The sequence below is a fragment of the Streptomyces sp. NPDC015139 genome (genome assembly GCF_043079785.1).
In the GTDB taxonomy this organism is placed as follows: Bacteria; Actinomycetota; Actinomycetes; order Streptomycetales; family Streptomycetaceae; genus Streptomyces; species Streptomyces albidocamelliae.
In genome coordinates this window covers 329094-351930 of record NZ_JBIBUW010000005.1, presented here as the reverse complement: position 1 = coordinate 351930, position 22837 = coordinate 329094, and the positions used below count along the sequence as shown (strand labels likewise).

Sequence of the window (22837 nt, the reverse complement as noted above, 5' to 3'; positions counted from 1 at the left end):
TCACGGCGGGCGGCGTATGGACGCTCGCGTATGGCGTCGCGTCCCTCGGCCATGGTCGGCCGCTTGCCGCGGGCTTTCACTGGAAGTGATGGTGATGCCGGGCTTCCGGGCCCGGGTGGAACGACAAGGGGGTGTGGAGATGATCGACGGGCCGTACTTCGTCCTGGTGGTGCTGGGGATCCTCGGGACCGGGCTGGTGGCGGGCGTCTTCTGCGGGTTCTCGACGTTCGTGATGCGGGGGCTCGCCGCGCTGCCGCCCGCGCAGGGGGTCGCCGCGATGAACGCGATCAACGTGGCCGCGGTGCGACCTGCCTTCATGGCCGTTTTCACGGGTTCGGCGGTGCTGAGCGTACTGATAGCCGTGGTGACGTTCGTGGTCTGGCCGGGCGAGGGGAAGGTGGAGCTGCTGCTGGGCAGTGCGCTGTACCTGGCCGGCTCCTTCGGGCTGACGCTCGTCGCGAACGTGCCCCGCAACGACAGGCTGGCCCGGATGACCGCGGGTGCACCGGAGGCCGCCGTGTACTGGCCGGCGTACGTGCGCGAGTGGACGTTCTGGAACCATGTCCGGACCGTGGCGTCCGCCGCGGCCGCCCTCGTCTACGTGCTGGCGCTCACGTGACAACCCGGCTGCCCCTCTTCTCTTCCCTGCCCTCCCCGGTCCTCCCCTATCCTTCCCTGTCCTTCCCTGTCCTCTCCCTCCTCGCGACCCGGCCCTGCCCCCTGCTGATCAGTGGCGGAGCGGCTTCCGGTCGTGCGCCGGGCGGCTCCTCGGCATGAGCTGTCCGCCGCTCTGCGGGGCTGTCGGGGCGGACGTATCGTGGCCGGAAGAGTGCCGCCCGATGACGCACGGCCCGCCGTACACCCGGTGCCCTCCGGTGCCGGTACGCGAGGAAGACCGCCATGGCCGATCCCAAGGGGTTCATGACCACGCCGCGCCAGGAGTGGGCGCGGCGGCCCGTCGAGGAGCGGGTGCGGGACTGGGACGAGGTGTACGTCCCGGGAGCGCTGCTGCCGATCATCAGCAAGCAGGCCGACCGCTGTATGGACTGCGGTGTGCCGTTCTGCCACGAGGCCTGCCCGCTGGGCAACCTCATCCCCGAGTGGAACGACCTGGTCTCGCGCGAGGACTGGAAGGCGGCGAGCGAGCGGCTGCACGCCACCAACAACTTTCCGGAGTTCACCGGCCGACTGTGTCCGGCGCCCTGCGAGGCGGGATGTGTGCTGGCGATCAACCAGCCGGCGGTCACGATCAAGAACGTCGAGTGCGCGATCGCCGACCGGGCCTGGGAGGAGGGCTTCACGCCCGCGCGGCCTCCGGAGCGGCTGTCGGGGAGGACGGTCGCGGTCGTCGGGTCCGGGCCCACGGGGCTCGCGGCGGCGCAGCAGCTGACACGGGCCGGGCACACGGTCGCCGTGTACGAGAAGGACGACCGGATCGGCGGGCTGATGCGGTACGGCATCCCCGAGTTCAAGATGGAGAAGCGGCATCTGGAGCGGCGGATCGCGCAGATGCTGGCGGAGGGGACGAAGTTCCGTGCGTCCACGGCGGTCGGGCGGGACATCTCGGCGGCGGATCTGCGGGCGCGGTACGACGCGGTGGTGCTGGCCACGGGGGCGACGGCGTGGCGGGAACTTCCGGCGCCGGGTCGGGAGTTGAGCGGCATTCATCAGGCGATGGTCTATCTGCCGCTGGCGAATCGGGTGTGCGAGGGGGATCTGGAGGTCTCACCGCTGTCGGCGGCCGGGAAGCACGTCGTGATCGTCGGCGGCGGGGACACGGGGGCCGACTGTCTGGGCACGGCGGTGCGCCAGGGGGCGGCGTCCGTGACCCAGTTGGACATCTACGCGCAGCCGGGTGCCGAGCGCGACGAGGACGTCGAGCCGTGGCCGACGTACCCGAAGGTCTACCGTTTGTCGGCCGCGCACGAGGAGGCGCGGGATCTGCGGACGGCGCCGGCGGCGGACGCGGACGCACGGCTGTTCGCCGCGTCCACGCTCCGCTTCACCGGGGACGCGGACGGGCACGTGCGGGAGCTGCATCTGGTGGAGGTCGACGTACGGCGTGAGCCGGTGCCCGGGACCGACCGCGTGCTTCCCGCCGACCTCGTGCTGCTCGCGCTGGGGTTCAACGGGCCGGACCAGGAGGACGGCCTGGTCGACCAGCTGGGGCTGGTGCTCCAGCCCCGCGGCACCATCGCGCGGGACGACGGCTTCGCCACCAATGTCCCCGGGGTGTTCGCCGCGGGGGACGCGGCGCGCGGACAGTCGCTCATCGTGTGGGCGATCGCGGAGGGGCGGGCGGTGGCGGCGGCCGTCGACCGCTACCTCATGGGCACTTCGCAGCTGCCCGCGCCGGTCGCTCCCGGCGACCGGCCGATGAGGGTGTGAGAACGGCACCGAGGCCTTGGGGACGGATCGTACGCCGGGCAGGGGAACCCCGGCCGAACCGCGCGAGGCGCGGGGTCAGGGGCGCCTCTCGTCCGTGCCGGCGACCTTGCCCGTGGCGAGGGCCACACGGTTCCACGTGTTGATGGTGAGGATCAGGGCGAGGACGTGGGCCAGTTCCTCCTCCTCGAACTGTGCGGCGGCCTCGGCGTAGACGGCGTCGGGGACGCCCGCGTCGGAGACCAGGGTCACCGCCTCCGTCAGTGCCAGGGCCGCCTGCTCCTTCGGAGTGAAGAAGTGGCGGGCCTCCCGCCAGACGGCGACCATGTGCAGCCGGTCCTCGCTCTCGCCGGCCTTGCGGGCGTCGTTGGTGTGCATGTGCAGGCAGTAGGCGCAGTGGTTGAGGTGCGAGGCGCGGATCTGGATGAGCTCGACCAGCGCGGGGTCGAGCCCCGTGCGGGCGGCGATGTCGAGGCCGACGATGGCCCGGAAGACCTTGGGGGCGGCCTTCGCGAAGTCCAGGCGCGTACGGGCGGCCTCGGCCGCGGCGATGCCGGCGGTGGTGTCGACGGTAGCGGTGTCAACGGTGGTGTTGGCCTGGGCAGTTGCGGTGGTGTTCGTCGTCATGTCTCCAATTTAGGCCGTGGAAAGACCGGCTGTAGGGTGCATTTCCATGACGGAATCGTGGGTCAATTCCGCGGAGCGGATCGGCGTCGATCTGCACCTGGAGCTGTCGGGACCGGGCGGACGGCGGGCCGCGCTGACCCGGGCCCTGCGGGAGGCGGTGCGCAGTGGGCGGCTCGCGCCGGGCACCCGGCTGCCGCCGTACCGTTCGCTCGCGGCCGACCTGGGCGTCGCCCGCAACACGGTGGCCGACGCCTATGCGGAGCTGGTCGCGGAGGGCTGGTTGACCGCCCGGCAGGGCTCGGGGACGCGGGTCGCGACGGGCATGGCTCACTTGGGGCGGCCGGGAAAGCCGGAGCCGAGGCGGGCCGCGGCACGGACACAGGTGGCCGCGCCGCCACGCGCGCGCGGGCCGCGGCACGATCTGCGGCAGGGGTCGCCGGACCCGTCGGCGTTTCCGCGTACGGCCTGGTCGGCCTCGTACCGGCGGGCGCTGCAGGCGGCACCGAGCGAGGCGTTCGGGCCGGGTGACCCGGCCGGGCGGTGGGAATTGCGGGAGGCGCTGGCGGAATACCTGGCACGCGCGCGCGGGGTGCGTACCGAACCGGGCCGGATCGTCGTCTGCTCGGGTTTCGCGCATGCGCTGCGGCTGCTGTTCGGACAGGGGGCGGGCGGGGTGCTGCGCGGACCGCTGGGCATGGAGGCGTACGGGCTGGACTTCCACCGGGGGCTGCTCGCGACGGCCGGGGTGCGGACGGTGCCGTTGCCGCTGGACGAGCACGGGGCGCGAGTGGAGGCGCTCGGGCGGGAGCGGGCCGTGCTGCTCACGCCGGCGCACCAGTTCCCGACCGGCGGCCCGTTGCACCCGGAGCGGCGGGCAGCGGTGGTCGACTGGGCCCGCGCGCAGGGGACGGTGGTGCTGGAGGACGACTACGACGGCGAGTTCCGGTACGACCGCAGACCCGTCGGCGCGCTTCAGGGCCTCGATCCGGAGCGGGTGATCCACCTCGGCTCGGTCAGCAAGAGCCTGTCCCCGGCGCTGCGGCTCGGTTGGATGGTGCTGCCGGAGCACCTGGTGGGGCCGGTGATCGGGGCGAAGGGCGAACGGGAGGGCTGGGCGAGCGCGCTGGACCAGCTCGCCCTGGCCGACTTCGTGCGCTCGGGGTCGTACGACCGTCATGTGCGGCGCATGCGGCAGCGGTACCGTCGCCGGCGTGACCGGCTCGTCGCGGCGCTCGCCGCGCAGGCGCCGCACGTGGAGGTGACGGGGATCGCGGCCGGGCTGCACGCGGTGCTGCGGTTGCCGCAGGGAAGCGAACGGTCCGTGGTGAAGGCCGCCGCGTGGCAGGGGATCGCCCTCGACGGCCTCGGCGCGTTCCGGCATCCGGAGACGGGGATGCCGCCGTCCGACGGTCTGGTGATCGGGTACGCCGCACCGGCTGAACACGCGTACGGCGCGGCTCTGGACGCGCTGTGCGCGGTGCTGCCACCGGAGTGAGGGCGGTTGGAGCCCGCCAGGCCCCGGGCTCCCGGCCCCGCGGATCTCGCCGCGCGCCTCTCGACTCTCGGCTCCCATCCTCCCGGCTCCCGGCTCCCGGCTCCCGGCTCCCGAGGAGACGGGACCTGTTGCCCCGTCAAGCCCGGCGGCACAAAGGGGGGTCGAGCTCTGTACAGAAACGGTTCAGCAAGGGGCGTCCGCGACCCGGCCTCAGGACAGCAGGAAGTCGGCCTCGCCCGCCTTGGCGCCTTCGATGAACGCGGTCATCTCGTCCGAGGTGTAGATCAGCGCCGGGCCGTCGGGGTCGGTGGACTGGCGCACGGCGATCCGGCCGTCGGCCAGCTTCATCGCCTCCAGGCAGTTCCCGCCGTTCCCGCCGCTCCAGGGCTTGTGCCAGCCCTCGCTGCCCAACTCCCGCGCGGGCATGCCGTTGTAGACGTGTCCGCGCGGCTTGATGCGATCCATTCACAGCTCCTTGCGGAGATCCCGGAGGATCTCCTTCGTGCGTTGCGCCGTAGCGGCCTGCGCCGCCATGCGGTCCATGACCTCCAGGTGGGTCGCCACCTCGGCGCGCGCGTCCAGGTAGACGGCGCCGGTCAGGTACTCGCTGTAGACCATGTCCGGCAGTTCTGACATGGCAAATCGGAACAGCACGAAGGGCCCGTACGTCCCCGGGTGCGGCCCGTTGGCGAACGGGGCGACCTGGAGCGTCACATTGGGCAGCTTCGTGGCCTCGAGCAACTTGTCGATCTGTGCGCGCATCACCTCCGGGCCGCCGATAGGGCGACGCAGGGCGGTCTCGTCCATCACCGCCCAGAAACGGGGGGCGTCTGGACGGGTGAGCAGTTCCTGACGTTGCATGCGCAGGGCGACATGGCGCTCGATGTCGTCCGGGCTCGTCTGGCCGATGGCGCCGGACTTCAGCACCCCGCGCGCGTAGTCCTCGGTCTGGAACAGGCCGGGGACGAAGTGCGGCTCGTAGGAGCGGATGAGGGCGGCCGCACCCTCCAGGCTGACGTACATGGAGAACCAGCCCGGCAGGATGTCGTGGAACCGCTGCCACCAGCCGGGCCTGTTGGCCTCCTCGGCCAGCTGGACGAAGAGCTCGGCCTCGTCGTCGGGGACGCCGTAGGACTTCAGCAGCAGTTGCAGATACGGGATTTTGAGGGAGACCTCGGCCATCTCCATGCGGCGGACGGTGGCGGGGGCGACACGGAGGACGCGGGCGGCCTCCTCGCGCTTCAGCCCGGCGCGTTCCCGCAGGTCCAGCAGGCGCCGGCCGAGGACCACCTGGCCCACCGTCGGCGCGGACCGCGGCTCGCTCACGCTCCCACCTCCACCGAAAGCCTCCACCGAAAGTTCCACGACAGCCCTGCGGCGCCATTCGAAGATTCTTTCGAAGACCGGGTCGGCTCTCCGATGACTCCAATTGGCGCCGCGCGACGTGCTGTTGCGAGCAGTGTGCCACGGCGTCTGACCGAGTCACACAGCACTCTGCAATTTTCAGAGTGATACTTGCCAAGTGTCCATGGCGGGGAGATAGTGGCAGGCGTGATTCCGTCCGCGCCCTTAGGAACAGACGCCGCCGCAGACCGTTCCGGTCTCGGTGACGCAACGGGAGCGACCCCTCCGGGGGGTCCCGCCCAGCGCCGGTTCCGCTTCGAGCTGGCCGCACATCCGGGTTCCGTCGCTCAGGCGAGACGGCTCGCGCACGCCCGGCTGACCGGCTGGTCGGTGTGCGCGGACACCTGCGACAACGCGGCTCTGGTCATATCCGAGCTGGTCACCAACGCGATCGTGCACACCGCGAGCACGCATGTGGTGTGCGAGCTGCACGACCACGACGACATGGTGCGCATAGCCGTGGGCGACGAGGGCTGTGCTCCCGGCGATCCCCACCCGTCCCCGCAGCGCCCTGACGAGGAGCACGGGAGGGGACTGCTTCTCGTCGACGCCCTGTGCCGGGTCTGGGGCGCACACGAACAGGGTTCCGGGCTGCTGGTCTGGGCGGAGCTGGCCCGCGGGACGGACACGTTGCCCGGCACCGGCGCCGGCACCGACATCGGCACCGACATCGACGCGGCCTCCGGCGGCACCGACATCGACACGGCCTCCGGGAGGGACCCGGTCCACGGCACGGGCGCGATCTCCGGCACAGGCGCGCCGCGCGGCACCGCAGAACCGTGCAACGACCTGGGCTGGGGCGCTCGGCCGAAGCCCGGCCGCCCGGAGGACTCCGGCGACGACGACCCGGCCGAGGCACACCGCCACACCCCCGCGCACCACCGGCACCGCGCTGCGGACCAGCCGCTGCAGCGGACCCCGGAGCAGTACGGCCACGGAATCCAGGGAGGCCCGCAGCAGCACGGGCACGGCGGCAACGGCACCCCGGAACAGCGCCGGCACGGGAACCCTGAGCCGTACAGGACCGTGGGCCCCGAGCAGCACGGGCACAAAACCCCTGACCAGCACCGGTACCGCGGGGCCGAGCAGCCCTCGCATCCGGCGTTCGAGAAGCACCGGCACCGCGCGGTGGACCAGCCCCTGCGCCGGGCCCCGGAGCAGCATCGCGCCGGGGAGCGGCCGTGACCGCCGCCGAGGACGGCTTCGGCCGGGGAGCCGGCAGCGGCCCCGAGGGGCCGATCGGCCTGGACACCCTGGTGCGTCTGCAGCGGCGGCGGCCGGCCACGGAGGTACCCCGCCGGCTGCCGATGCCGGAGGGCATGACGGTTCCGCTCGGCTGTGACGCCGTGGCCGTGCCCGACCGTCTCGGCCCGCTCGTCGTCCCCAGGCTGCCGCGGCTGGGCTGTGTGTACGCCGACGGGACGCACTGGTGGTGGATCGTGCCGGCGGACTCCGACCACGCCCTGCGCTGGCCCGCCCCCGCCCACTACGCGCCCGGCGCCCTGATCACCGGCACCGCCCGGCTCATCCACCGCCCGGACGGCACGGTTCCCTACACCCCGCCGATCCCGCTGTACCTGGCCCTGTGCCGGGCGACCGGGACGCCCCCGGACTGGTCGAGGGCCGTGTCGGCGTAGGGGCGGCGCAGGTTCGTCGCAGATGGAGCGCATCCGGCCGCCCGGGGTGAACCCGTCCCCGCGCCACCCGCGCACACTTCGCGCCCCCTCCGCGCCCCCGATTCCTTCCTCTCGCGCCCTGCCGACGTGCCGGGCGCGCCCGCGATAGTGGCCGTTCCGCGACGGTTCGGGAGGTCACGTGGGGAAGCGACGGGGGGCGGCCGAGTCCGCGGTGTCGGAGTCGGAGCGGCTGCTGTTCGGCGGGCCGCTGCGGTACGACACGGGCTGGAACAAGCACGCGGACGCGTTTCTCGAGCTGAACTTCCGGGCGATGGTGGCCCGGCTCCCCGGGATGCTGCTGTCGAGTCTGCGCCTGGCCCGGCAGGCGGATCCCCGGGCCGCCTGGATCGTCCTGGCCGCCGAGGCGGGCCGGGGCGTCGCCCAGGCGGTGAGCCTGCTGGCCGTGAACAGCGCGCTCGGGAGGCTGCTCACCGGCCCGGACATCGCGCGGCGCCTGCACTCGGCCGCGCCCGCCCTGGTCGTCGTCGCCTGTGTGATGCTGCTCGCCGCGCTGCTGCGGGCCGCCTCCGTCTACGCCACCGGGCGGCTGGAGCCCAAGGTGGAGCGGGTGGCGACGGAGCTGTATCTGGAGCGGGCGGCGAACGTGGAGCTGGCCGCGATCGAGGACCACGCGTTCCACAAGCTGCTGGACACGGCACAGTACGGCGCCCGGTCCGCGCGGCGCATGATCGGGTACGGCACCCAGGTCGTCAACGCGATGATCTCGCTGGTCGCGGCGGCGGGCGTACTGACCGTGCTGCATCCGGCGCTGCTGCCGCTGCTGGTCACCATGACGCTGCCGAGCGCCTGGAGCGCGCTGACGAACGCACGGCGCCACTACGAGTCGTTCCACACCTGGGTGCAGCACGCCCGCGCCGGTCAGCTGATCAGCAGCCTGCTCACCGAGCCGGGCGCGGCCCCGGAGATCCGTGTGCACGGGGTGGGGCCCTTCCTGCTGCGGCATTTCCGGGCGATGTCGGAGACCGCCGAGGCGGAGCAGGCCCGGCTCTCCCGGCTGGCCGCCCGGACCGGTCTGATCGCGGCCGCCTGGACGGGCCTCGCCACGCTCGCGACGTACGCCACGCTGGGCGCCCTGCTGCTGTCCGGGGCGATGGCCCTGTCCGTGGCCGGTACGGCGGTGCTCGCGATCCGTACCGGGGCGGCGAGCCTGGACACTCTGGTGCTGCAGATCAACCAGCTGCACGAGGAGGCCCTGTTCGTGGGCGATCTCGAGCGGATGTACGTCGAGGCCGCCGAGCGGGCGATCCCGGTGGGCGGGGAGGCGCTGCCGGAGGATCCCCGGGAGATCAGGTTCGAGAACGTCACGTTCAGCTATCCGGGTGACGCGGCCCGGCCGGCGCTGGACGACGTCACCCTCACCCTGCCCCTGGGCCGGATCGTGGCGCTCGTCGGCGAGAACGGCTCGGGCAAGACGACCCTGGTCAAGTTGCTCGCGGGCCTGTACACGCCGGACCGGGGGCGGATCCTGTGGGACGGGGTCGACGCCGCGCGGGCGGACCGGCGGCTGCTCGCCGAGCGCGTCGCGATGGTGGCGCAGGACTTCAAGAGGTGGCCGTTCACCGCCCGGGTGAACGTGGCGGTCGGCCGTTCCTCCGTGCCCATGACCGAGGAACGGCTGGCCGCGTCGATCGCCGAGGCGGGCGCCGGTGAGGTCGTCGAGGACCTGCCGCGCGGTCTGGACACGCTGCTGGCTCGCGTCTTCAGCGGTGGACACGAGCTGTCCGGCGGCCAGTGGCAGCGCCTCGGCATCGCCCGGGCCGCGTACCGGCGCGGACGGATCCTGATCGTGGACGAGCCGACCGCGGCCCTCGACGCGCGGGCCGAGCTGGAGGTGTTCGAGAAGATCCGGGCGCTGGCGGGCAGCGGGCAGACGGTCGTGCTGATCACCCACCGGCTGGCCTCGGTCCGGCACGCCGATCTCGTGCACGTACTGGAGGGCGGGCGGCTGGTGGAGTCCGGCACCCCGGAGGAACTGCTGGCCGGCGGCGGCGTCTACGCCGAGCTGTACGCACTCCAGGCGGAGCAGTTCACGATGCGGATCCCCGCGCCGAAACCGGCCTGACCCGGCTCGGTGTCACCGGCCGCCGCGCGGACGGCGACGGCGGTGTCACTCGACGGCTTCGCCCCCGCGCACGATCACGAGGAAGGTGTCCGTCGCGAGGTCCATCACGACCTCGGCGGGCAGGCCTTCCTGACGTCGTGCGTGCGCGAACTCCTCCGCGGGCCAGGATCCCCGCGGACCACCGGCGGGAAAGCGTTCGAGCACCGTTCGCCCGTTCACCATCTCGCACCTCCAGAAGCGTCGTACTTGTTGGAGTTAACGCCCTGGAGAGGGGAAACGGCTCGCTCGGTGACGGGACTGAGACATTGTCTACACCTGTTGGGCGCGGACGGTGAGAGTCCGTTCACGTTGTGACAGGAACGGCACCCTCCGTGTCAGTTCTCGTACTCGTCGTGAAGGCGGAGGGGGTCGCTTCCGACCGGGCTCCGGCCGAGCGCGGTCAGGTCGAGCAGGCCGGCGAGGGTGCCGACTCCGTCCAGTCCGTCGTCGTACACCGAGTAGGTGTGGAAGACCCGGTCGTGGTCGCGCAGGAAGCAGCTGACGCCCGGCCGTTCGACCTGGTCCCCGCCCGAGGGGACGGTGGCCTGGAAGTCGCGGTTGAAGTCGCCGTGGCCGGAGGAGTACCAGGGCACCGCCCAGCCCATCCGTGCCTTGAACGGCAGGATGCGGGTGAACGGGGCCCGGGACACGGCCGCGAACGAGGTGTTCCTGGCACGCAGATGCGCGAGGTGGCCGACCTGGTCCAGGAAGGCCGCGCAGCAGGGGCAGCCCTCCTCCCACTCCGGCGCGAACATGAAGTGGTGGACGACGAGTTGCGCGCGGCCTTCGAAGAGGTCCAGGAGGGTGGCCTTGCCGTCGCCGCCCTCGAAGACGTACTCGGGGTCGACCTCGACCATGGGCAGCCGTCGCCGCTCGGCGCCGAGGGCCTCGCGGGCCCGCGTGACCGCCTCCTCCTTCCGCAGCAACTCCTCGCGCGCCGCGCGCCATTGCTCACGCGAGACGATCTCGGGAAGCGACATGGGCCCTCCTGTCCGACGGTCGGTCACGGTGGTGACCGACCTCGGATACGAAACTCATCGCCGCGCGCGGAGATTCTTTTCGGCCGGTTTCCCGGCGGGCCGCGACGGCTCGCCGTCGGTGAGTTCCGTCTCGGGGAAACCGCCTGCTCGGCTGCCGTACGCCTGGACGCGTCGTACGTGCCTGCGGTCGGCCGGGACTGCCGGCTCTCCTTCAACTGCCGTACGGCGGCCGGGACACGATGAGACGGCCGCGGCCGGCTCAGGCGGCGGGTGCCGGCGCCCGCATCCCCTGGAGTTCCAGCTCGGTCAGTGCCGCGCGCAGCTGCCGCACGTGGCGGGGGGTCAGGCGGCCGGTGTCGTCGAGGTGGACGGCGCAGGCCGTCGTCGTGTCCACCAGCCGTTCCAGCACCTCCGCGACGGCGTCCGTCCCCTCGGTGTGCCGGGCCAGGGCGGGCAGTTCGGCAGCGGCGAGCTCGATGGCGGTACGGGCCTCCGCGAGGGTGCGGTAGGCCTCCCGGCGCAACGCCCACCGCTCCGGGCGGTCATCACACCCGGCGAGCGCCCCTGACGTGGGCCCGTCCCCCGCCGGCCGCGCGGCTCGACCGGCGGGCTCTTCCTGTGCCCATCGCCCGGCCAGGTGGGCGGGCCCGCTCGGCGCCCTCCGCCCGGCCCCGTCGGCGGGGTGGCCGGGGTCGCCGAGGACGTGGGCGAGGTAGGCGTGCGCCGCGGTACCGGCCGTGGCGAGGCGGGCCTTGACCGCGCCGCCGCGCCGGCCCGGCACCGGCAGGTGTCCGACGACCAGCACGAGCGCACAGGCCAGGAGCGTTTCACCGATCCGGCTGACGGAGGCCTGCGGCTCCCCGCCGACCATGACGAGAGCGAGCACCAGGACGGTGATGACCGCGGTCAGGGCGGCGAAGTGCCGGACGGCGACCGGTACGAGCGCCCCGCACACCGCGACCAGCAGGAACAGTCCCGCCGGGCGGGGCAGCAACGCGGCGAGACCGGCGAAGACCAGGGCGCCCAGTACGGTCCCGGCGGCCCGGCACAGCACGCGCGAGGCGAGCGGTCCGAGATCGGGCTTGACGAGGAAGACGGCGGTGACGGGCAGCCAGTACCAGTGCTGGTGGTGCCCGTACCAACGGGCGTGGTGCAGCATCTGGGCGATGGCGGCGCTGCCGCCGAAGCAGAGGGCGACCCGCAGCCCGTACTCGCGGCCACCGGCGCCGAACACGGCCCGCGCCACGTCGCGGACGCTCCGGCGCCTGGCGATCAGCCGGTGGTGGGCGCCCTCGGCCCGGTCGAAGGCCTGGGCCGCACGCAGCAGGGCGTCGTCGAGGGCCCGCAGGGCGGGCGTGACGGGGGCCGCGGCCCGCAGGTGCAGCCCGGCACGGGGGACGCGGGGAGCGGGCAGCGGTCCGGCCGCCGTGTCGCCGCGGACGGCGGAGGCGAGCCGCCGGGGCCCTTCGGACGCCCTGGCCGCGACCGGCTCCCCCGCCCAGAAGAGCGCGGTCGCGGCCTCGGCGAGGGGCAGCGCCGCCGCGTACTGGGCGTGCAGCCGGCGCTCGGCTGCCGAGCTCGCGTGCCGGCGCAGCCGAGGTCCGTCGAGTGCGTCCTGCGCGTGGTCGAGGGCGGCGGTGAGCGCGGCCCGCCGGGCGGTGGCGTGGGGGCCGCCCGCGGCGTCGAGGAGCGCGGCGATCGCGTCGTACACGTCGGCGACCGCCGCCCGCTCCCCGTCGAAGCGGAAGTCGCCGGCGGGCGAGCCGGGCGAGGGCAGGGCCAGCCGCAGCAGCATCAGCCAGCCGGCCCCGGCGAGGAAGGCGAGGGCCCGTTGCCAGCCGCTCTCCGCGCCCGGCATCCCGGCTCCGAAGGCGACGGCGACGAGGAGCTGGGTGCCCGCGGCGCTGGCCACGGGTCCGACCGCGCTGACGCCGCCCGCGACCAGCCCGAGTCCGGTGAACGCCAGGGCCAGCGGTACGGCCGTCATTCCCTGCCCGGCGTACGTGCCCACGAGCAGCCCGAGGGCTCCGGCCAGGGCGGGCACTCCGAGGCGCTTGACGGAGGCGCGGCGGCTGCCGGGCCGGTCGTTGATCCCGGCGAGCATCGCGGCGACGGCGGCGAGCACCCCGAAGGACGTCCGTCCACCGAGGACACCGGCGAGCAGCAGCGGCCCGGCGGCGAGCGCGCCCCGGGTCACCGCGCTCCAGGGGACGGGACCGCGCTGGGCACGGAAGGCGTGGGCGAGCCATGGGGGTGCGGCGGGCCGGGACACGGGGCTCCTGTTCGTACGAGGGCAGGGGTGGGCCTTCGGACGACGGTGGCCGGACGGATCCCACGAGGGGCTCTCACGCGGCCGGCACCCGCTGGTGCCGGGCGTGGTGATCCCCACGGTAGGGCGCGTTCCCCGAGCGAACGGGACGATCACGTTTCAGGGAGGTGAAACCTGCCCGGAGGGGCCGGTTTCTTTATGAACGCAATTCCGCTGTACCGTCCATTTTGCCATGAACACAAAGCCGTCATGACCGCAGCGCCCCGGCGATGATCGCCTCGGCTTCGGTGACGGCGGGGACGAGCGTCCCGGGGTCGGGCCGCAGCGCGCCCAGCACCGCGTCGACCGCGCGCAGTCCGGCTCGCTCCAGGAGCCTCTTCTCGTTGGTCACCCACTCGCCGCGTGCCGCGAGTACGGCGTGGGCGGCCTGGGCCGCGGCCGTCGCGACGGCTCCCGCGGTCTCCGTGAGACGGCCGTGGGGAGCGTGGTTGGCCTTGGCGTAGGCGAGGGTGGCGCGGGCGGTGCCGCCCCAGCGCTCCGCGGCGGTGGCGCGCAGCCTGTCCGGGTAGCCCGCCGGGCGGGGCAGGGTCCCCCTGAGAACGTGGTTGACGGCGAGTTCGGCCACGATCAGGTAGGTGGGGATCCCGGCGAGGTGGAACAGCAGCGGCTGCACCCGGAACCGTCCCTGCGCCGCCTCCGCCAGTTCTCGCTCGACCACGTCCAGGTCCCGGTAGTGAACGTCGACCCGGCGTCCGTCGACGGTCAGCCAGGCCCCGCCGTTGAAGACGCCCCCTCCCCAGCCGCCGACCTCGGACACCTCGCCCTCCCACCCGACGGCCCGCAGATCGCCGGGATCGAAACGGCCGCGGTAGTACACGGCCAGATCCCAGTCACTGTCGTCCCGCCGGGTGCCCTGGGCCCGGGAACCGCCGAGGGCCACGGCTTCCACGGCCGGCAGCGAGGCCAGGCGGTCCGCGGTGGTGGAGAGGAAGACCCGGTCGGGAAGGGCGGGCATGCTCGACGGCCTCCTGTGGGGTGCGCGGGTGGGGAGCGTAGAGGGTGGGCGGGGTGCGGGGCGAGCGGATTCCGCGAGCGGATTCGGGCGGGTACCGCGCGTCCGCCGCCGGAAAAAGGGATGCGGGGGACGGTGCGCGCCGCCGATGATCGGGCGAGAGCCTCGGCCTGCCGGCCGCGATCCCTCGACTCCGGTCGCCCGCACCGAGGCCAGAAGACCGAACTCCGAGATCGGGCCGGCGCCTCGGCCCGGCCCACCTCCGGCACCCCGAGCCGGACTCCGCCCCCGACCCCAAAGGAGCCGCCGTGATCCGGCGAGTGACCGCGCCCGGACTCTTCCCGCCGCCCACCTACTCCCACGCCTCCGTCGTCGAGGCGGGCACGAAGCTCGCCTTCCTCGCCGGCGCCGTGCCCCTTGACGAGAAGGGGGAGGTGGTGGGCCCGGGTGACCCCGTCCGGCAGGCCGAGCGGGTGATCGCCAACCTCCGCGAGCAACTGCGTGCGGTCGGGAGCGACCTGGAGCACGTGGTCGTGACCGAGGTGTACGTCGTGAGCGGCGAGCCCTCGGTGCTGTCCGCGGTGTGGGAGGTCGTGGAGGCGTCGGGGCTGAGCAAGGGCCCGCACTCCTCCACGCTGCTCGGCGTCGCCTGCCTCGGGTACACCGGCCAGCTGGTCGAGATCACCGCGACGGCCGTCGTGCCCGAGCGGGAGGACGGCAGCCGGTGACGGCCGAGGCAGTGGTGCTGCGCCGCGCCACCGCGGCCGACGCCCGGGCGGCCGCCGACGTCTGGCTGCGGTCCTTCACCGCCGCGCTGCCGACGGTCGTGCGGCCGCGCACGGACGACGACGTACGGGACTACATCCGGGACGTCGTGGTGCCGCTGCGCGAGACCTGGGTGGCGGAGGCCGCCGGAACCGGGATCGTCGGCCTGATGGTGCTGGACGGGGAGACGCTGTCGCAGCTGTACCTGGACCCCGACTGGCGGGGGCGGGGCCTCGGGGACCGGTTCGTCACCCTGGCCAAGGAGCGCAGCCCCGACGGACTGGTCCTGTGGACCTTCCAGGTCAACGAACCGGCCCACCGCTTCTACGAGCGGCACGGATTCACCGCCGCCGAGTTCACCGACGGCAGCGGCAACGAGGAACGCGAGCCGGACGTGCGCTACGTCTGGCGGCCCTGAGGGGCGCGGCGGGGCCGGCCGCCCGGAGGCTGTCCTCGACCTGGCCGCGGGAGCGGTCGAGGGGGGTGACGACGCCGTGGCCCAGGTGAGCCCTGCCGTCTGTCCCTGGCCGAAGTCCTGCCGTCCGTCCCTGGCCAAGGAGGAGCCGTCACGGCAGTCGTCCCGGTAGTCCGGCCGCGTCCGCCGCCGTGCGCAGTACCTCGCGGAGCATCTCGGTGGTGAGGCGCCCGGTGAAGGTGTTGCGCTGGCTGACGTGGAAGCAGCCGAAGAGGTCAAGACCGTCGAGGGCGACCCTGGTGCCGTGGGCGAAGGACGGGCGGGGACGGGGAACGGTCCAGCCCGCCTCGGCGAACGCGGGCAGCGCGGCCTGCCAGCCGAAGGCACCGAGGACGACCGCCGCCCTCAGCGTGGGGCGCAGCAGCTTGAGCTCCTGGACCAGCCAGGGCCGGCAGGTGTCGCGTTCGCCGGGGGTCGGCTTGTTGGCGGGCGGCGCGCAGTGCACCGGCGCCGTGACCCGGACGCCGTACAGTTCCAGGCCGTCGTCGATGCTCACGGAGGTGGGCTGAGAGGCCAGGCCCACGTCGTAGAGGGCCTGGTAGAGGACGTCTCCGGAGCGGTCCCCGGTGAACATCCGGCCGGTGCGGTTTCCGCCGTGCGCGGCCGGCGCAAGCCCGATGATCACCAGCCGGGCGTCCTCGGGACCGAATCCCGGCACCGGCCGCCCCCAGTACGTCCAGTCGGCGAACGCGGCCCGTTTGGTCCGGGCCACCTCCTCGCGCCAGTCGACCAGCCGGGGGCAGGCCCCGCAGTCCGCGACACGGCGGTCGAGCCGGGCGAGGGCACTGCTGTCGTCCATACCGCCACCGTATGCCCCGGCCGGGCGACCCGACGCAGCCCCGACGGACGAGCCGATCACCCGCGCGACCCCTGGTTCGGGCGCGTGCTGCTTCGCGGGAAAACCCGTCCGGGTCCCCCGACTCCTGGAGTTAAGGTCGGGACATGGCTTCCGAGGATGCGGACGAGAACGTGAACGGTGGGTCCGGCACGCCGGACGGGACGAGCCCCGCCCAGGGTGACCAGCGCTCCGACGCCGATGCCGACGCCTCCGCCGACCAGCCGCTCGATCCGAAGACAGCCGCCGCGGTGGCCGCCGCCGAGGCCGCTGGGGCGGCCAACGGGGAAACGGTCCGGATCGACAGCTGGATCTGGGCCGTGCGGCTGATCAAGACGCGTTCCCTGGGGGCCGCCGCCTGCCGTGGCGGCCACGTGCACGTCAACGGCGAGCGGGTGAAGGCCGCCTACTCCGTGCGCATCGGTGACGAGGTGCGCCTGCGGAACGAGGGCCGGGAACGGATCGTGATCGTCAAGCGGCTGATCCGCAAGCGGGTCGGCGCACCCGTGGCCGCCCAGTGCTACGTCGACAACTCGCCTCCGCCCCCGCCGCGGGAGGCCATCGCCCCCGCCGGTCTCCGCGACCGCGGCGCGGGCCGCCCCACCAAGCGGGACCGCCGCGAGATGGAGCGCCTCCGCGGCCTCGCCGGCCCGCCCGGCCCCTCCGGTTCCCCGGACTTCGACGGCGTCACCGGACTCGGAGGGCATGGTGGACCCGGCGGCCCGGGCGGATCGGGTTCCTCCCGTAAATCCGGTGGACGAGGGAGTGGACGAGGCACGCCGCGAGGATCCGGTGGGCCGGGCGGTTCCCACGGATCGGGCGGACGCTCCCGCTGAGCCGGTCACTCACCGGCCCGCCCCGGAAGACGGCGGACGTGTGCGTACCACCGAGTGCCTGACCGACAAACTCCGACCATGACCCGAGGGACCGCCCGGGATCGCGGAGCAACGGACGCGCCGGCAACGGCACCGCCGACGCACCCGGGAGACACGGAACGCGTCACTGCCGTCGACCGGGCCCGGCCGACGGCGGTGATGCCGGTCAGTGCGGTCACCTTCGCCGCACCAGGCGCAGCACGCCGCACCCCCGTCACGCCTAAACCGTCGGCACCGCCCTCACCCACATGCCGTCGGGTGTCAGATAGGTGGCCACCTCCAGTCCCGCCTCCCCCAGTGCGGATTCGAACTGCTCCTTGGTCAGAGGCCGGGAGAGGAACGTCTGCGTCCAGACGGCGTCGGGGAACACGTACTCGGCGCGGACCGAGTGCACCCCGTCCCCGACGGGCTCCGCCGAGGCGATGCGCACGGTGAAGCCGCTCGGGTCGGCCCGTTCCCGGGGGATGTTCGTGTGGTAGTCCCCGCCCTCCCGCTGGATGAGCACGCAGCCGCCCTGTGCCACGTGTCGGGCGCAGGTGCGCAGGAGGCCTCTGCGGACCTCCTCGTCACCGGTGTGCACGAGGAACGACGCGAGCATCACCACGTCGAAGCGCTCATCGCCCAGGTCGAGGTCCTCTATGGGGCCGCATATGGTGCGCGCCCCGCGGATCCGGGCGAGCATGTCCGCGGACTCGTCCACCGCGGTGACCGTGAAGCCCCGGTCCAGCAGGGCGTGGGTCACCCGGCCCACTCCGCTGCCCAGTTCGAGAATGTGAGCCCCTGCCGGTATCGCGGCGGCGACGATGTCCGGTTCCTCGCCCACCGGCAGCCGCGCGTACAGCTCGACCGCGCAGCCGTCGGGAGTGATCGCACCGGGGCCCGTGCCCTCGTATCCCTCACGCATTTCGACTGTCATGCCTGAACAACGGGTCGTGATCGGGGGGCCGTTCCCGTCCTGGGTTGGTTCACTCGTTCGAGCTATTCGGTGTGGAGCGGGAACCATCCGTGCCCGATGTGCCAGTGGCCGCCCGTCCGCAGATGGTCGCCCACGGCACGTTCCACGGAGGTGCGGCGGGGCAGTTCGGCCACCGGCAGGTCCGGGTCCCCGAAGACGAACTGGACGGGTTCGGTGTCGGCGGGCTCGGTGTCCTCGCGAGCGGTCCGGAAGCGGGACTGGAACCGGACGATGTGGGAGTCCGCGGGCAGGTACCGCGTCAACTGCGGGTCGAGCAGCCAGGAATGGCATACGACGACCTTCGGCCGTTCCTCGGGGAAGTGGCGGGTGAAGAAGGTGCGGGCCAGGGCCAGCGAGCGGTCGCACGCGGACGGGGTCAGCGGGCCGAGGAAGTCGGGGATGTGCAGCAGCAGGCAGGCCTCGCCGGACGCCGCGTCCGTCCCGCGCGCGGCGAGCGCCTGTGCCGTGCGCCGGCCGAGTCGCGCCCGCTCGAACTGCAGCCGCCCCAGCTGGTACAGCTCGCCGCGGAAGTGACGGGCCGGCCAGCGCGGTGACTGGATCCCGGCTCTGCCGTGCCGTCGACGGTGCACCGCGATCTGGCGGCCGAGGTCGGCCAGGGTGCTCCGGGTGATCTCGGCCGGGATGCCGCGTTCACGCTGGTGGGCGAGGGTGCGGGGAAGCGCGGCGAGGAAGACGTACACGGGGAAGGAGTCGGTGAGCTCGGCCGGCGCGGAGGCGAGCAGGCCGCCGAGGTCGGGGGTGCGTCCCACGTCGTCCAGGTCCTGGAAGAGTTCCTCGACGCACGCCTCCAGCAGGCGCAGTGTGCCCGGGTCGCCACTCACTCGGCGTCCCAGCGCGACGAGTTCGTTGATGTCCTCGTGCGGTACGGCGAGGTCGAGCAGCAGGTCGGGAAGGTCGTCGGTGTCCGGCAGCACGGTGGGTCCCCCTTCGGTGAACGGTCACCTGCTCGGTGTGCGGCGAGCGCGCACGTCTGCCCTGTCCGGGGCGGGGCGGGGCGGGGGCGCCGGGTGCGGGTACCGGCGGGCGCTCTCGCCGGGCGTTGTCGCGCATCGGTGTCGAAGAGTACGTTGCAGGCAGGAGTGGTGATCCGATGCGTACGGGCAGTGAACCGGTGACCGCGCGCAGTGCCCTGCGGGCGCGGTTCTGGCTGAGCATGTGGGGACTGGTCTGGGCGATCTTCGGCACGGCGGCGTTCGCCCTCGCCGGGCGTCCCGGCTGGGCGGCCGCGTGCGGGGTGCTGTGGCTGGTGGTCACCGTCGACACGGCCATGATCCTCAGGCACCTCCGGCAGGGTCCGCACTACCAGCCGGGCCGTGACGTTCCGCCGTACCGGCCGCCGGATGCCGGACCGCCGGGGCCGTCGTCGTACCCGGGATCGCGGCCGTATCCGGGCCCGCCGAGGCACCGGCATCCGTGAGGCACCGGCGGCGGGTGACGGCGCCCGGTGACGACGGTCAGTCGTCGAAGTGGGCGGCCTTCAGGTACTGCGGGTTGGGGTCGAGCGCGGCCGCCAGCCGGAAGTGGCGTTTGGCCTGCTCGGGGCGGCCCTGGCGTTCGTAGGTGCGGGCGAGCGCGAAGTGCGCGAACGCGTTGTCCGGTTCGCGCTCCAGCACGATGGTGAATTCGAGTTCGGCGGGCCGCAGTTGCGCCGCGGCGAAGAAGGCACGCGCGCGGAGGAGTCGCGCGGCGGTGTTCTCCGGGTACGCGGCGATGACTCCGTCGAGCAGTTTCACCGCGCCCCGCGGGTCCCGTGCGTTGAGCAGATGCTCGGCGGCACGGAAGTCGATGACATGCGTCTCCGGTGTACGTCCGCTGGAACCGCTGGTCTCGGGCACGGCAGAGTCCTTCCCTCGCTCCGGCGGTTCAACGCCCGCGGACAGGGCCGTTATTCCGGACCGCCGTCCTGCGGACGCCCGTCGCCCGACCTCTCCGCGCCTTCGGGTACCCGGCGTACGAGATCGTCCCACACCTCGGCGACACGCTTGCGCAGCGCGTCGAGCGGTACGTCGTTGTCGATCACGATGTCGGCGATCTCCCGGCGCTGTTCGCGTGAGGCCTGTGCGGCCATACGCGCGCGTGCGTCGTCCTCGGTCATTCCCCTCAGCCGCACCAGCCGGTCGAGCTGGGTCTCGGGGGTCGCGTCGACGACGACCACGACGTCGTAGAGCGGCGCCAGGCCGTTCTCGGTGAGGAGCGGTACGTCGTGGATCACCACGGCGTCGTCGGCCGCGGCGGCTTCCAGTTCCTGGGAGCGGGCGCCCACCAGGGGGTGGACGATCGAGTTCAGAAGGGCGAGTTTCTCGGGGTCGGCGAAGACGATCGAGCCGAGGCGGGGCCGGTCGAGGCTGCCGTCGGCGGCCAGGACGTCCTCGCCGAAGGCCTCGGCGACGGCCGTGAGGCCGGGGGTGCCGGGTGCCACGACCTCGCGCGCGATGCGGTCCGCGTCGATCAGCACGGCGCCGTGCTCCACGAGCAGCCGCGACACCTCGCTCTTGCCGGCGCCGATGCCGCCGGTCAGGCCCACTTTCAGCATGGTCGGAAGCCTAGACGTTCCCCTCGGGGCCTGGGCCTAGGGCCCCGTGACGCGGGCATGATCCAGACGACAGGCCCTAGGGGTGGGGCCGGTGGCGGCCGGTCCCGCGCGGCGGGGCCGCATGCCACGAGGAGAGGCCGCGTCCCACGTGGAGGGTCCGCGTGCGGCTTGCCGAGGTCGCGTGCCACGTGGGCGGCGCGCCTGCGCCGGGGCGGCGCGTGCCGTCAGCCCTCGCCCTCCCGTTCCGCCAGGAACCGCTCGAACTCGCGTCCGATCTCGTCGGCCGAGGGGATGTCCGCGGGCTCGGCGAGCATGTTGCCCCTGGTCTCGGCGCCGGCGGCGGCGTCGTACTGGTGCTCGAGGCCCTGGACGAGCGCGGTCAGTTCCTCGTCGCCCTCCTGGACCTGGCGGTCGATCTCCGTCTGGGTGCGGTGCGCCTCGGTGCGCAGGGAGTGCGCGACGCCGGGCAGGACCAGTCCGGTGGCGGCGGTGATCGCCTCGAGGACGGTCAGCGCGGCGTCGGGGTAGGGGGACCTGGCGATGTAGTGCGGCACATGTGCGGCGACGCCCAGGACGTCGTGTCCGGCCTCCATCAGACGGTACTCGATCAGCGACTCGGCGCTGCCGGGCACCTGTGCCTCGTCGAAGGGGCTGCGGTGGCCGGGGACGAGGTCGGTGCGGTTGCCGTGCGGAGTGAGACCCACGGGCCGGGTGTGCGGGACGCCCATGGGGATGCCGTGGAAGTTCACGGACAGGCGGACGCCGAGCCGCTCCACGATCTGCTGCACGGCCGCCGCGAACCGCTCCCACTCCACGTCCGGCTCGGGGCCGGACAGCAGGAGGAAGGGGGCGCCCGTGGTGTCCTGGACGAGGCGTACCTCGATGGCCGGGACCTCGTAGTCCTCCCAGCGGTCCCGCTTGAAGGTCAGCAGGGGCCGGCGTGCCCGGTAGTCGACGAGCCGGTCGTGGTCGAAGCGTGCGACGACCTGGTGGGGCATCGAGTCGAGCAGCCGGTCGACGATCTGGTCGCCGGTCTCGCCCGCGTCGATGTATCCGTCGAAGTGGTAGAGCATGACAAGACCGGCCGACTCCTGGGCGAGCGCCATGTCGACGACGGCGACGCCCTTCGGCTCCCATGCGTACAAACCCTGCGGATCAAGCACTGTGACCGCTCCTCCTCGTGTCCAGTGGTGGTCAACGCGCGCCGGGGCGTGGGCATTCCCGCGTCGGCCCGCTGAGCAGGCATCTCGTGCGGGATCCCTTGACGCTCCGTCACATGGTCCGTACCTTCACGAGCAGTGGTGTTCATATGGACGTTCATCGTTCATGTATGAGATCGGCACGAGATTGGTCTCGAAAGGTCGTCGGAACGTCCGGAGTACGACGGCCACATCAGAACCCGACAGGAAGGCACCCCCATGCGCACGCGTACGCTGCTCACCTCCCTGCTCGCCGCGACCGCCGCCACCGGCGGGCTCCTCCTCTGCGCCGGCCCCGCCCCGGCCGCCTCGACCATCGAGGTCGGCACCTCCGCACAGCTCAAGGCCGCTCTGGCCGGCGCCGGACCCGGCGACACGATCCACCTGGCGGACGGCACGTACACCGGCAACTTCAAGGCGACCGCACCGGGCACCGCCACGGCCCGCGTCACCCTCACCGGCTCCCCCGGGGCCGTCCTCACCGCGAGCGGCGGCTACGGGCTGCATCTGAACGGCGCCTCCTACTGGACGGTCAGCGGGCTGACCGTGACCGGCGGCCAGAAGGGCATCATGATCGACGCGGCGAAGGGTGTGGTCGTCGACGGGGTGACGGTGCACGGCCTGGACACGGAGGGCGTGCACTTCCGCACCTCCAGCACCGACGGCCTGATCAGGAACTCGCGGATCTACGACACCGGAAACGACGGCCGCGGCATGGGCGAGGGGGTGTACGTGGGCACCGCGAACACCCTCTCCGACCGGAGCGACCGCATCCAGATCCTGGGCAACACGATCGGACCGGACGTGGGCGGCGAGAACGTCGACATCAAGGAGGGGACGACCGGGGCGCGGATCGTCGGGAACACCTTCGACGGCAGCGGGCTGACCGGCGCCAACTTCGACGACTCCTGGGTCGACGTGAAGGGCAACGACGTCCTGGTGCAGGACAACACCGGCAGGACCACCACGAACGACGGCTACCAGACCCACACCCAGCGGTCCGGCTGGGGCTGCGGCACCGTCTTCAAGGGCAACAAGTCGACATTGACGGGTGCCGGGGGCTCCACTCGGCTGGCGATCGACGTCACCAACGACGGCGCGAGCTGCCGGACGACGGTGTACGGCAGCAACACGGTGACCGGCGGCAAGGGCCTGACGAACATCCCGGTCACCCCCTGACGGGGAGCCTCCTGGCGAGGACATGGCGAC

The 22837-nt window shown here is 73.0% G+C and carries 23 protein-coding genes and 1 pseudogene; 11 read left to right on the top strand and 13 right to left on the bottom strand.

All coding sequences use genetic code 11. The annotated features are described in order from the left end of the window. Positions 1-139 precede the first annotated feature (139 nt). Entirely contained in the window at positions 140-619 is a 480-nt protein-coding gene (locus ACF08B_RS16520; RefSeq protein ID WP_392317968.1) for a DUF1772 domain-containing protein, read from the top strand. A 281-nt stretch (positions 620-900) separates the two neighbouring features. Further along, positions 901-2388 (top strand): glutamate synthase subunit beta, encoded by a 1488-nt coding sequence (locus ACF08B_RS16515; RefSeq protein ID WP_093478533.1) that lies wholly within the window; start codon positions 901-903, stop codon positions 2386-2388. A gap of 75 nt (positions 2389-2463) precedes the next feature. Here the strand turns inward: ACF08B_RS16515 and ACF08B_RS16510 are convergent, their stop codons facing one another. Then, a complete protein-coding gene (locus tag ACF08B_RS16510) occupies positions 2464-3012 on the bottom strand; it encodes a carboxymuconolactone decarboxylase family protein (protein ID WP_392317967.1) in 549 nt (182 codons plus the stop codon). 46 nt (positions 3013-3058) lie between these two features. On the opposite strand from ACF08B_RS16510, the gene ACF08B_RS16505 reads away from it, so the two are divergent. Further along, positions 3059-4507, top strand: coding sequence for a PLP-dependent aminotransferase family protein (locus ACF08B_RS16505; protein ID WP_392317966.1), 1449 nt, complete (start codon positions 3059-3061; stop codon positions 4505-4507). 210 nt (positions 4508-4717) lie between these two features. Here ACF08B_RS16505 and ACF08B_RS16500 read toward each other — a convergent pair whose 3' ends face one another. Both ACF08B_RS16500 and ACF08B_RS16495 read right to left on the bottom strand, forming a co-directional pair. Further along, the gene (locus ACF08B_RS16500; RefSeq protein WP_073892674.1) at positions 4718-4972 is read right to left on the bottom strand and encodes a DUF397 domain-containing protein; all 255 of its coding nucleotides are present in this window, start codon (positions 4970-4972) and stop codon (positions 4718-4720) included. Beyond that, entirely contained in the window at positions 4973-5833 is an 861-nt protein-coding gene (locus tag ACF08B_RS16495) for a helix-turn-helix domain-containing protein (RefSeq protein WP_392317965.1), read from the bottom strand. Positions 5834-6049: 216 nt separating this feature from the next. On the opposite strand from ACF08B_RS16495, the pseudogene ACF08B_RS16490 reads away from it, so the two are divergent. The 3 genes and pseudogenes from ACF08B_RS16490 to ACF08B_RS16480 form a co-directional block, all read left to right on the top strand. Then, positions 6050-6763, top strand: a pseudogene (locus ACF08B_RS16490) (ATP-binding protein); the annotation flags it as partial. Between the two features lie 329 nt (positions 6764-7092). Beyond that, a complete protein-coding gene (locus ACF08B_RS16485; protein WP_392317964.1) occupies positions 7093-7548 on the top strand; it encodes a hypothetical protein in 456 nt (151 codons plus the stop codon). A 178-nt stretch (positions 7549-7726) separates the two neighbouring features. Next, positions 7727-9670: an ABC transporter ATP-binding protein gene (locus ACF08B_RS16480; RefSeq protein WP_392317963.1), complete on the top strand. Its 1944-nt coding sequence runs from the start codon at positions 7727-7729 to the stop codon at positions 9668-9670. Positions 9671-9715: 45 nt separating this feature from the next. Here ACF08B_RS16480 and ACF08B_RS16475 read toward each other — a convergent pair whose 3' ends face one another. The 4 genes from ACF08B_RS16475 to ACF08B_RS16460 all read right to left on the bottom strand — a co-directional run bounded on the left by ACF08B_RS16475 (position 9716) and on the right by ACF08B_RS16460 (position 13973). Further along, positions 9716-9892 carry a hypothetical protein gene (locus tag ACF08B_RS16475; protein WP_093478526.1) on the bottom strand — a complete coding sequence of 59 codons (177 nt, stop codon included), beginning with the start codon at positions 9890-9892 and terminating at the stop codon, positions 9716-9718. Between the two features lie 152 nt (positions 9893-10044). Then, the gene (locus tag ACF08B_RS16470; protein WP_392317962.1) at positions 10045-10689 is read right to left on the bottom strand and encodes a DUF899 domain-containing protein; all 645 of its coding nucleotides are present in this window, start codon (positions 10687-10689) and stop codon (positions 10045-10047) included. Positions 10690-10948: 259 nt separating this feature from the next. Then, positions 10949-12961: an FUSC family protein gene (locus ACF08B_RS16465; RefSeq protein WP_392317961.1), complete on the bottom strand. Its 2013-nt coding sequence runs from the start codon at positions 12959-12961 to the stop codon at positions 10949-10951. Between the two features lie 244 nt (positions 12962-13205). Beyond that, a complete protein-coding gene (locus tag ACF08B_RS16460) occupies positions 13206-13973 on the bottom strand; it encodes a nucleotidyltransferase domain-containing protein (RefSeq protein WP_392317960.1) in 768 nt (255 codons plus the stop codon). A gap of 305 nt (positions 13974-14278) precedes the next feature. Here ACF08B_RS16460 and ACF08B_RS16455 point away from each other — a divergent pair, with 305 nt between their 5' ends. Both ACF08B_RS16455 and ACF08B_RS16450 read left to right on the top strand, forming a co-directional pair. Next, positions 14279-14698 (top strand): RidA family protein, encoded by a 420-nt coding sequence (locus ACF08B_RS16455; protein WP_093696021.1) that lies wholly within the window; start codon positions 14279-14281, stop codon positions 14696-14698. Then, entirely contained in the window at positions 14695-15153 is a 459-nt protein-coding gene (locus ACF08B_RS16450; RefSeq protein WP_392317959.1) for a GNAT family N-acetyltransferase, read from the top strand. The genes ACF08B_RS16455 and ACF08B_RS16450 overlap by 4 nt, the downstream gene beginning before the upstream one ends. Before the next feature lie 148 nt (positions 15154-15301). Here the strand turns inward: ACF08B_RS16450 and ACF08B_RS16445 are convergent, their stop codons facing one another. Then, a complete protein-coding gene (locus tag ACF08B_RS16445; RefSeq protein ID WP_392317958.1) occupies positions 15302-16009 on the bottom strand; it encodes a uracil-DNA glycosylase in 708 nt (235 codons plus the stop codon). 143 nt (positions 16010-16152) lie between these two features. On the opposite strand from ACF08B_RS16445, the gene ACF08B_RS16440 reads away from it, so the two are divergent. Then, a complete protein-coding gene (locus ACF08B_RS16440) occupies positions 16153-16881 on the top strand; it encodes an RNA-binding S4 domain-containing protein (RefSeq protein WP_392317957.1) in 729 nt (242 codons plus the stop codon). 259 nt (positions 16882-17140) lie between these two features. Here ACF08B_RS16440 and ACF08B_RS16435 read toward each other — a convergent pair whose 3' ends face one another. Further along, the gene (locus ACF08B_RS16435; RefSeq protein ID WP_392317956.1) at positions 17141-17824 is read right to left on the bottom strand and encodes a class I SAM-dependent methyltransferase; all 684 of its coding nucleotides are present in this window, start codon (positions 17822-17824) and stop codon (positions 17141-17143) included. Positions 17825-17898: 74 nt separating this feature from the next. Beyond that, positions 17899-18810, bottom strand: coding sequence for an acyltransferase domain-containing protein (locus ACF08B_RS16430; protein WP_392317955.1), 912 nt, complete (start codon positions 18808-18810; stop codon positions 17899-17901). Positions 18811-18986: 176 nt separating this feature from the next. Between ACF08B_RS16430 and ACF08B_RS16425 the strand changes: the two genes are divergently transcribed. Then, positions 18987-19313: a DUF6343 family protein gene (locus ACF08B_RS16425; RefSeq protein WP_392317954.1), complete on the top strand. Its 327-nt coding sequence runs from the start codon at positions 18987-18989 to the stop codon at positions 19311-19313. Positions 19314-19350: 37 nt separating this feature from the next. Here ACF08B_RS16425 and ACF08B_RS16420 read toward each other — a convergent pair whose 3' ends face one another. The 3 genes from ACF08B_RS16420 to ACF08B_RS16410 all read right to left on the bottom strand — a co-directional run bounded on the left by ACF08B_RS16420 (position 19351) and on the right by ACF08B_RS16410 (position 21592). After that, the gene (locus ACF08B_RS16420) at positions 19351-19731 is read right to left on the bottom strand and encodes a M48 family metallopeptidase (RefSeq protein WP_093478510.1); all 381 of its coding nucleotides are present in this window, start codon (positions 19729-19731) and stop codon (positions 19351-19353) included. A 50-nt stretch (positions 19732-19781) separates the two neighbouring features. Then, positions 19782-20429 (bottom strand): dephospho-CoA kinase, encoded by a 648-nt coding sequence (coaE, locus tag ACF08B_RS16415; protein WP_392317953.1) that lies wholly within the window; start codon positions 20427-20429, stop codon positions 19782-19784. Positions 20430-20653: 224 nt separating this feature from the next. After that, the gene (locus ACF08B_RS16410) at positions 20654-21592 is read right to left on the bottom strand and encodes a PAC2 family protein (protein WP_093478507.1); all 939 of its coding nucleotides are present in this window, start codon (positions 21590-21592) and stop codon (positions 20654-20656) included. 255 nt (positions 21593-21847) lie between these two features. Here ACF08B_RS16410 and ACF08B_RS16405 point away from each other — a divergent pair, with 255 nt between their 5' ends. Then, positions 21848-22807, top strand: coding sequence for a nitrous oxide reductase family maturation protein NosD (locus tag ACF08B_RS16405; protein ID WP_392317952.1), 960 nt, complete (start codon positions 21848-21850; stop codon positions 22805-22807). The last annotated feature ends 30 nt before the right edge of the window (positions 22808-22837 follow it).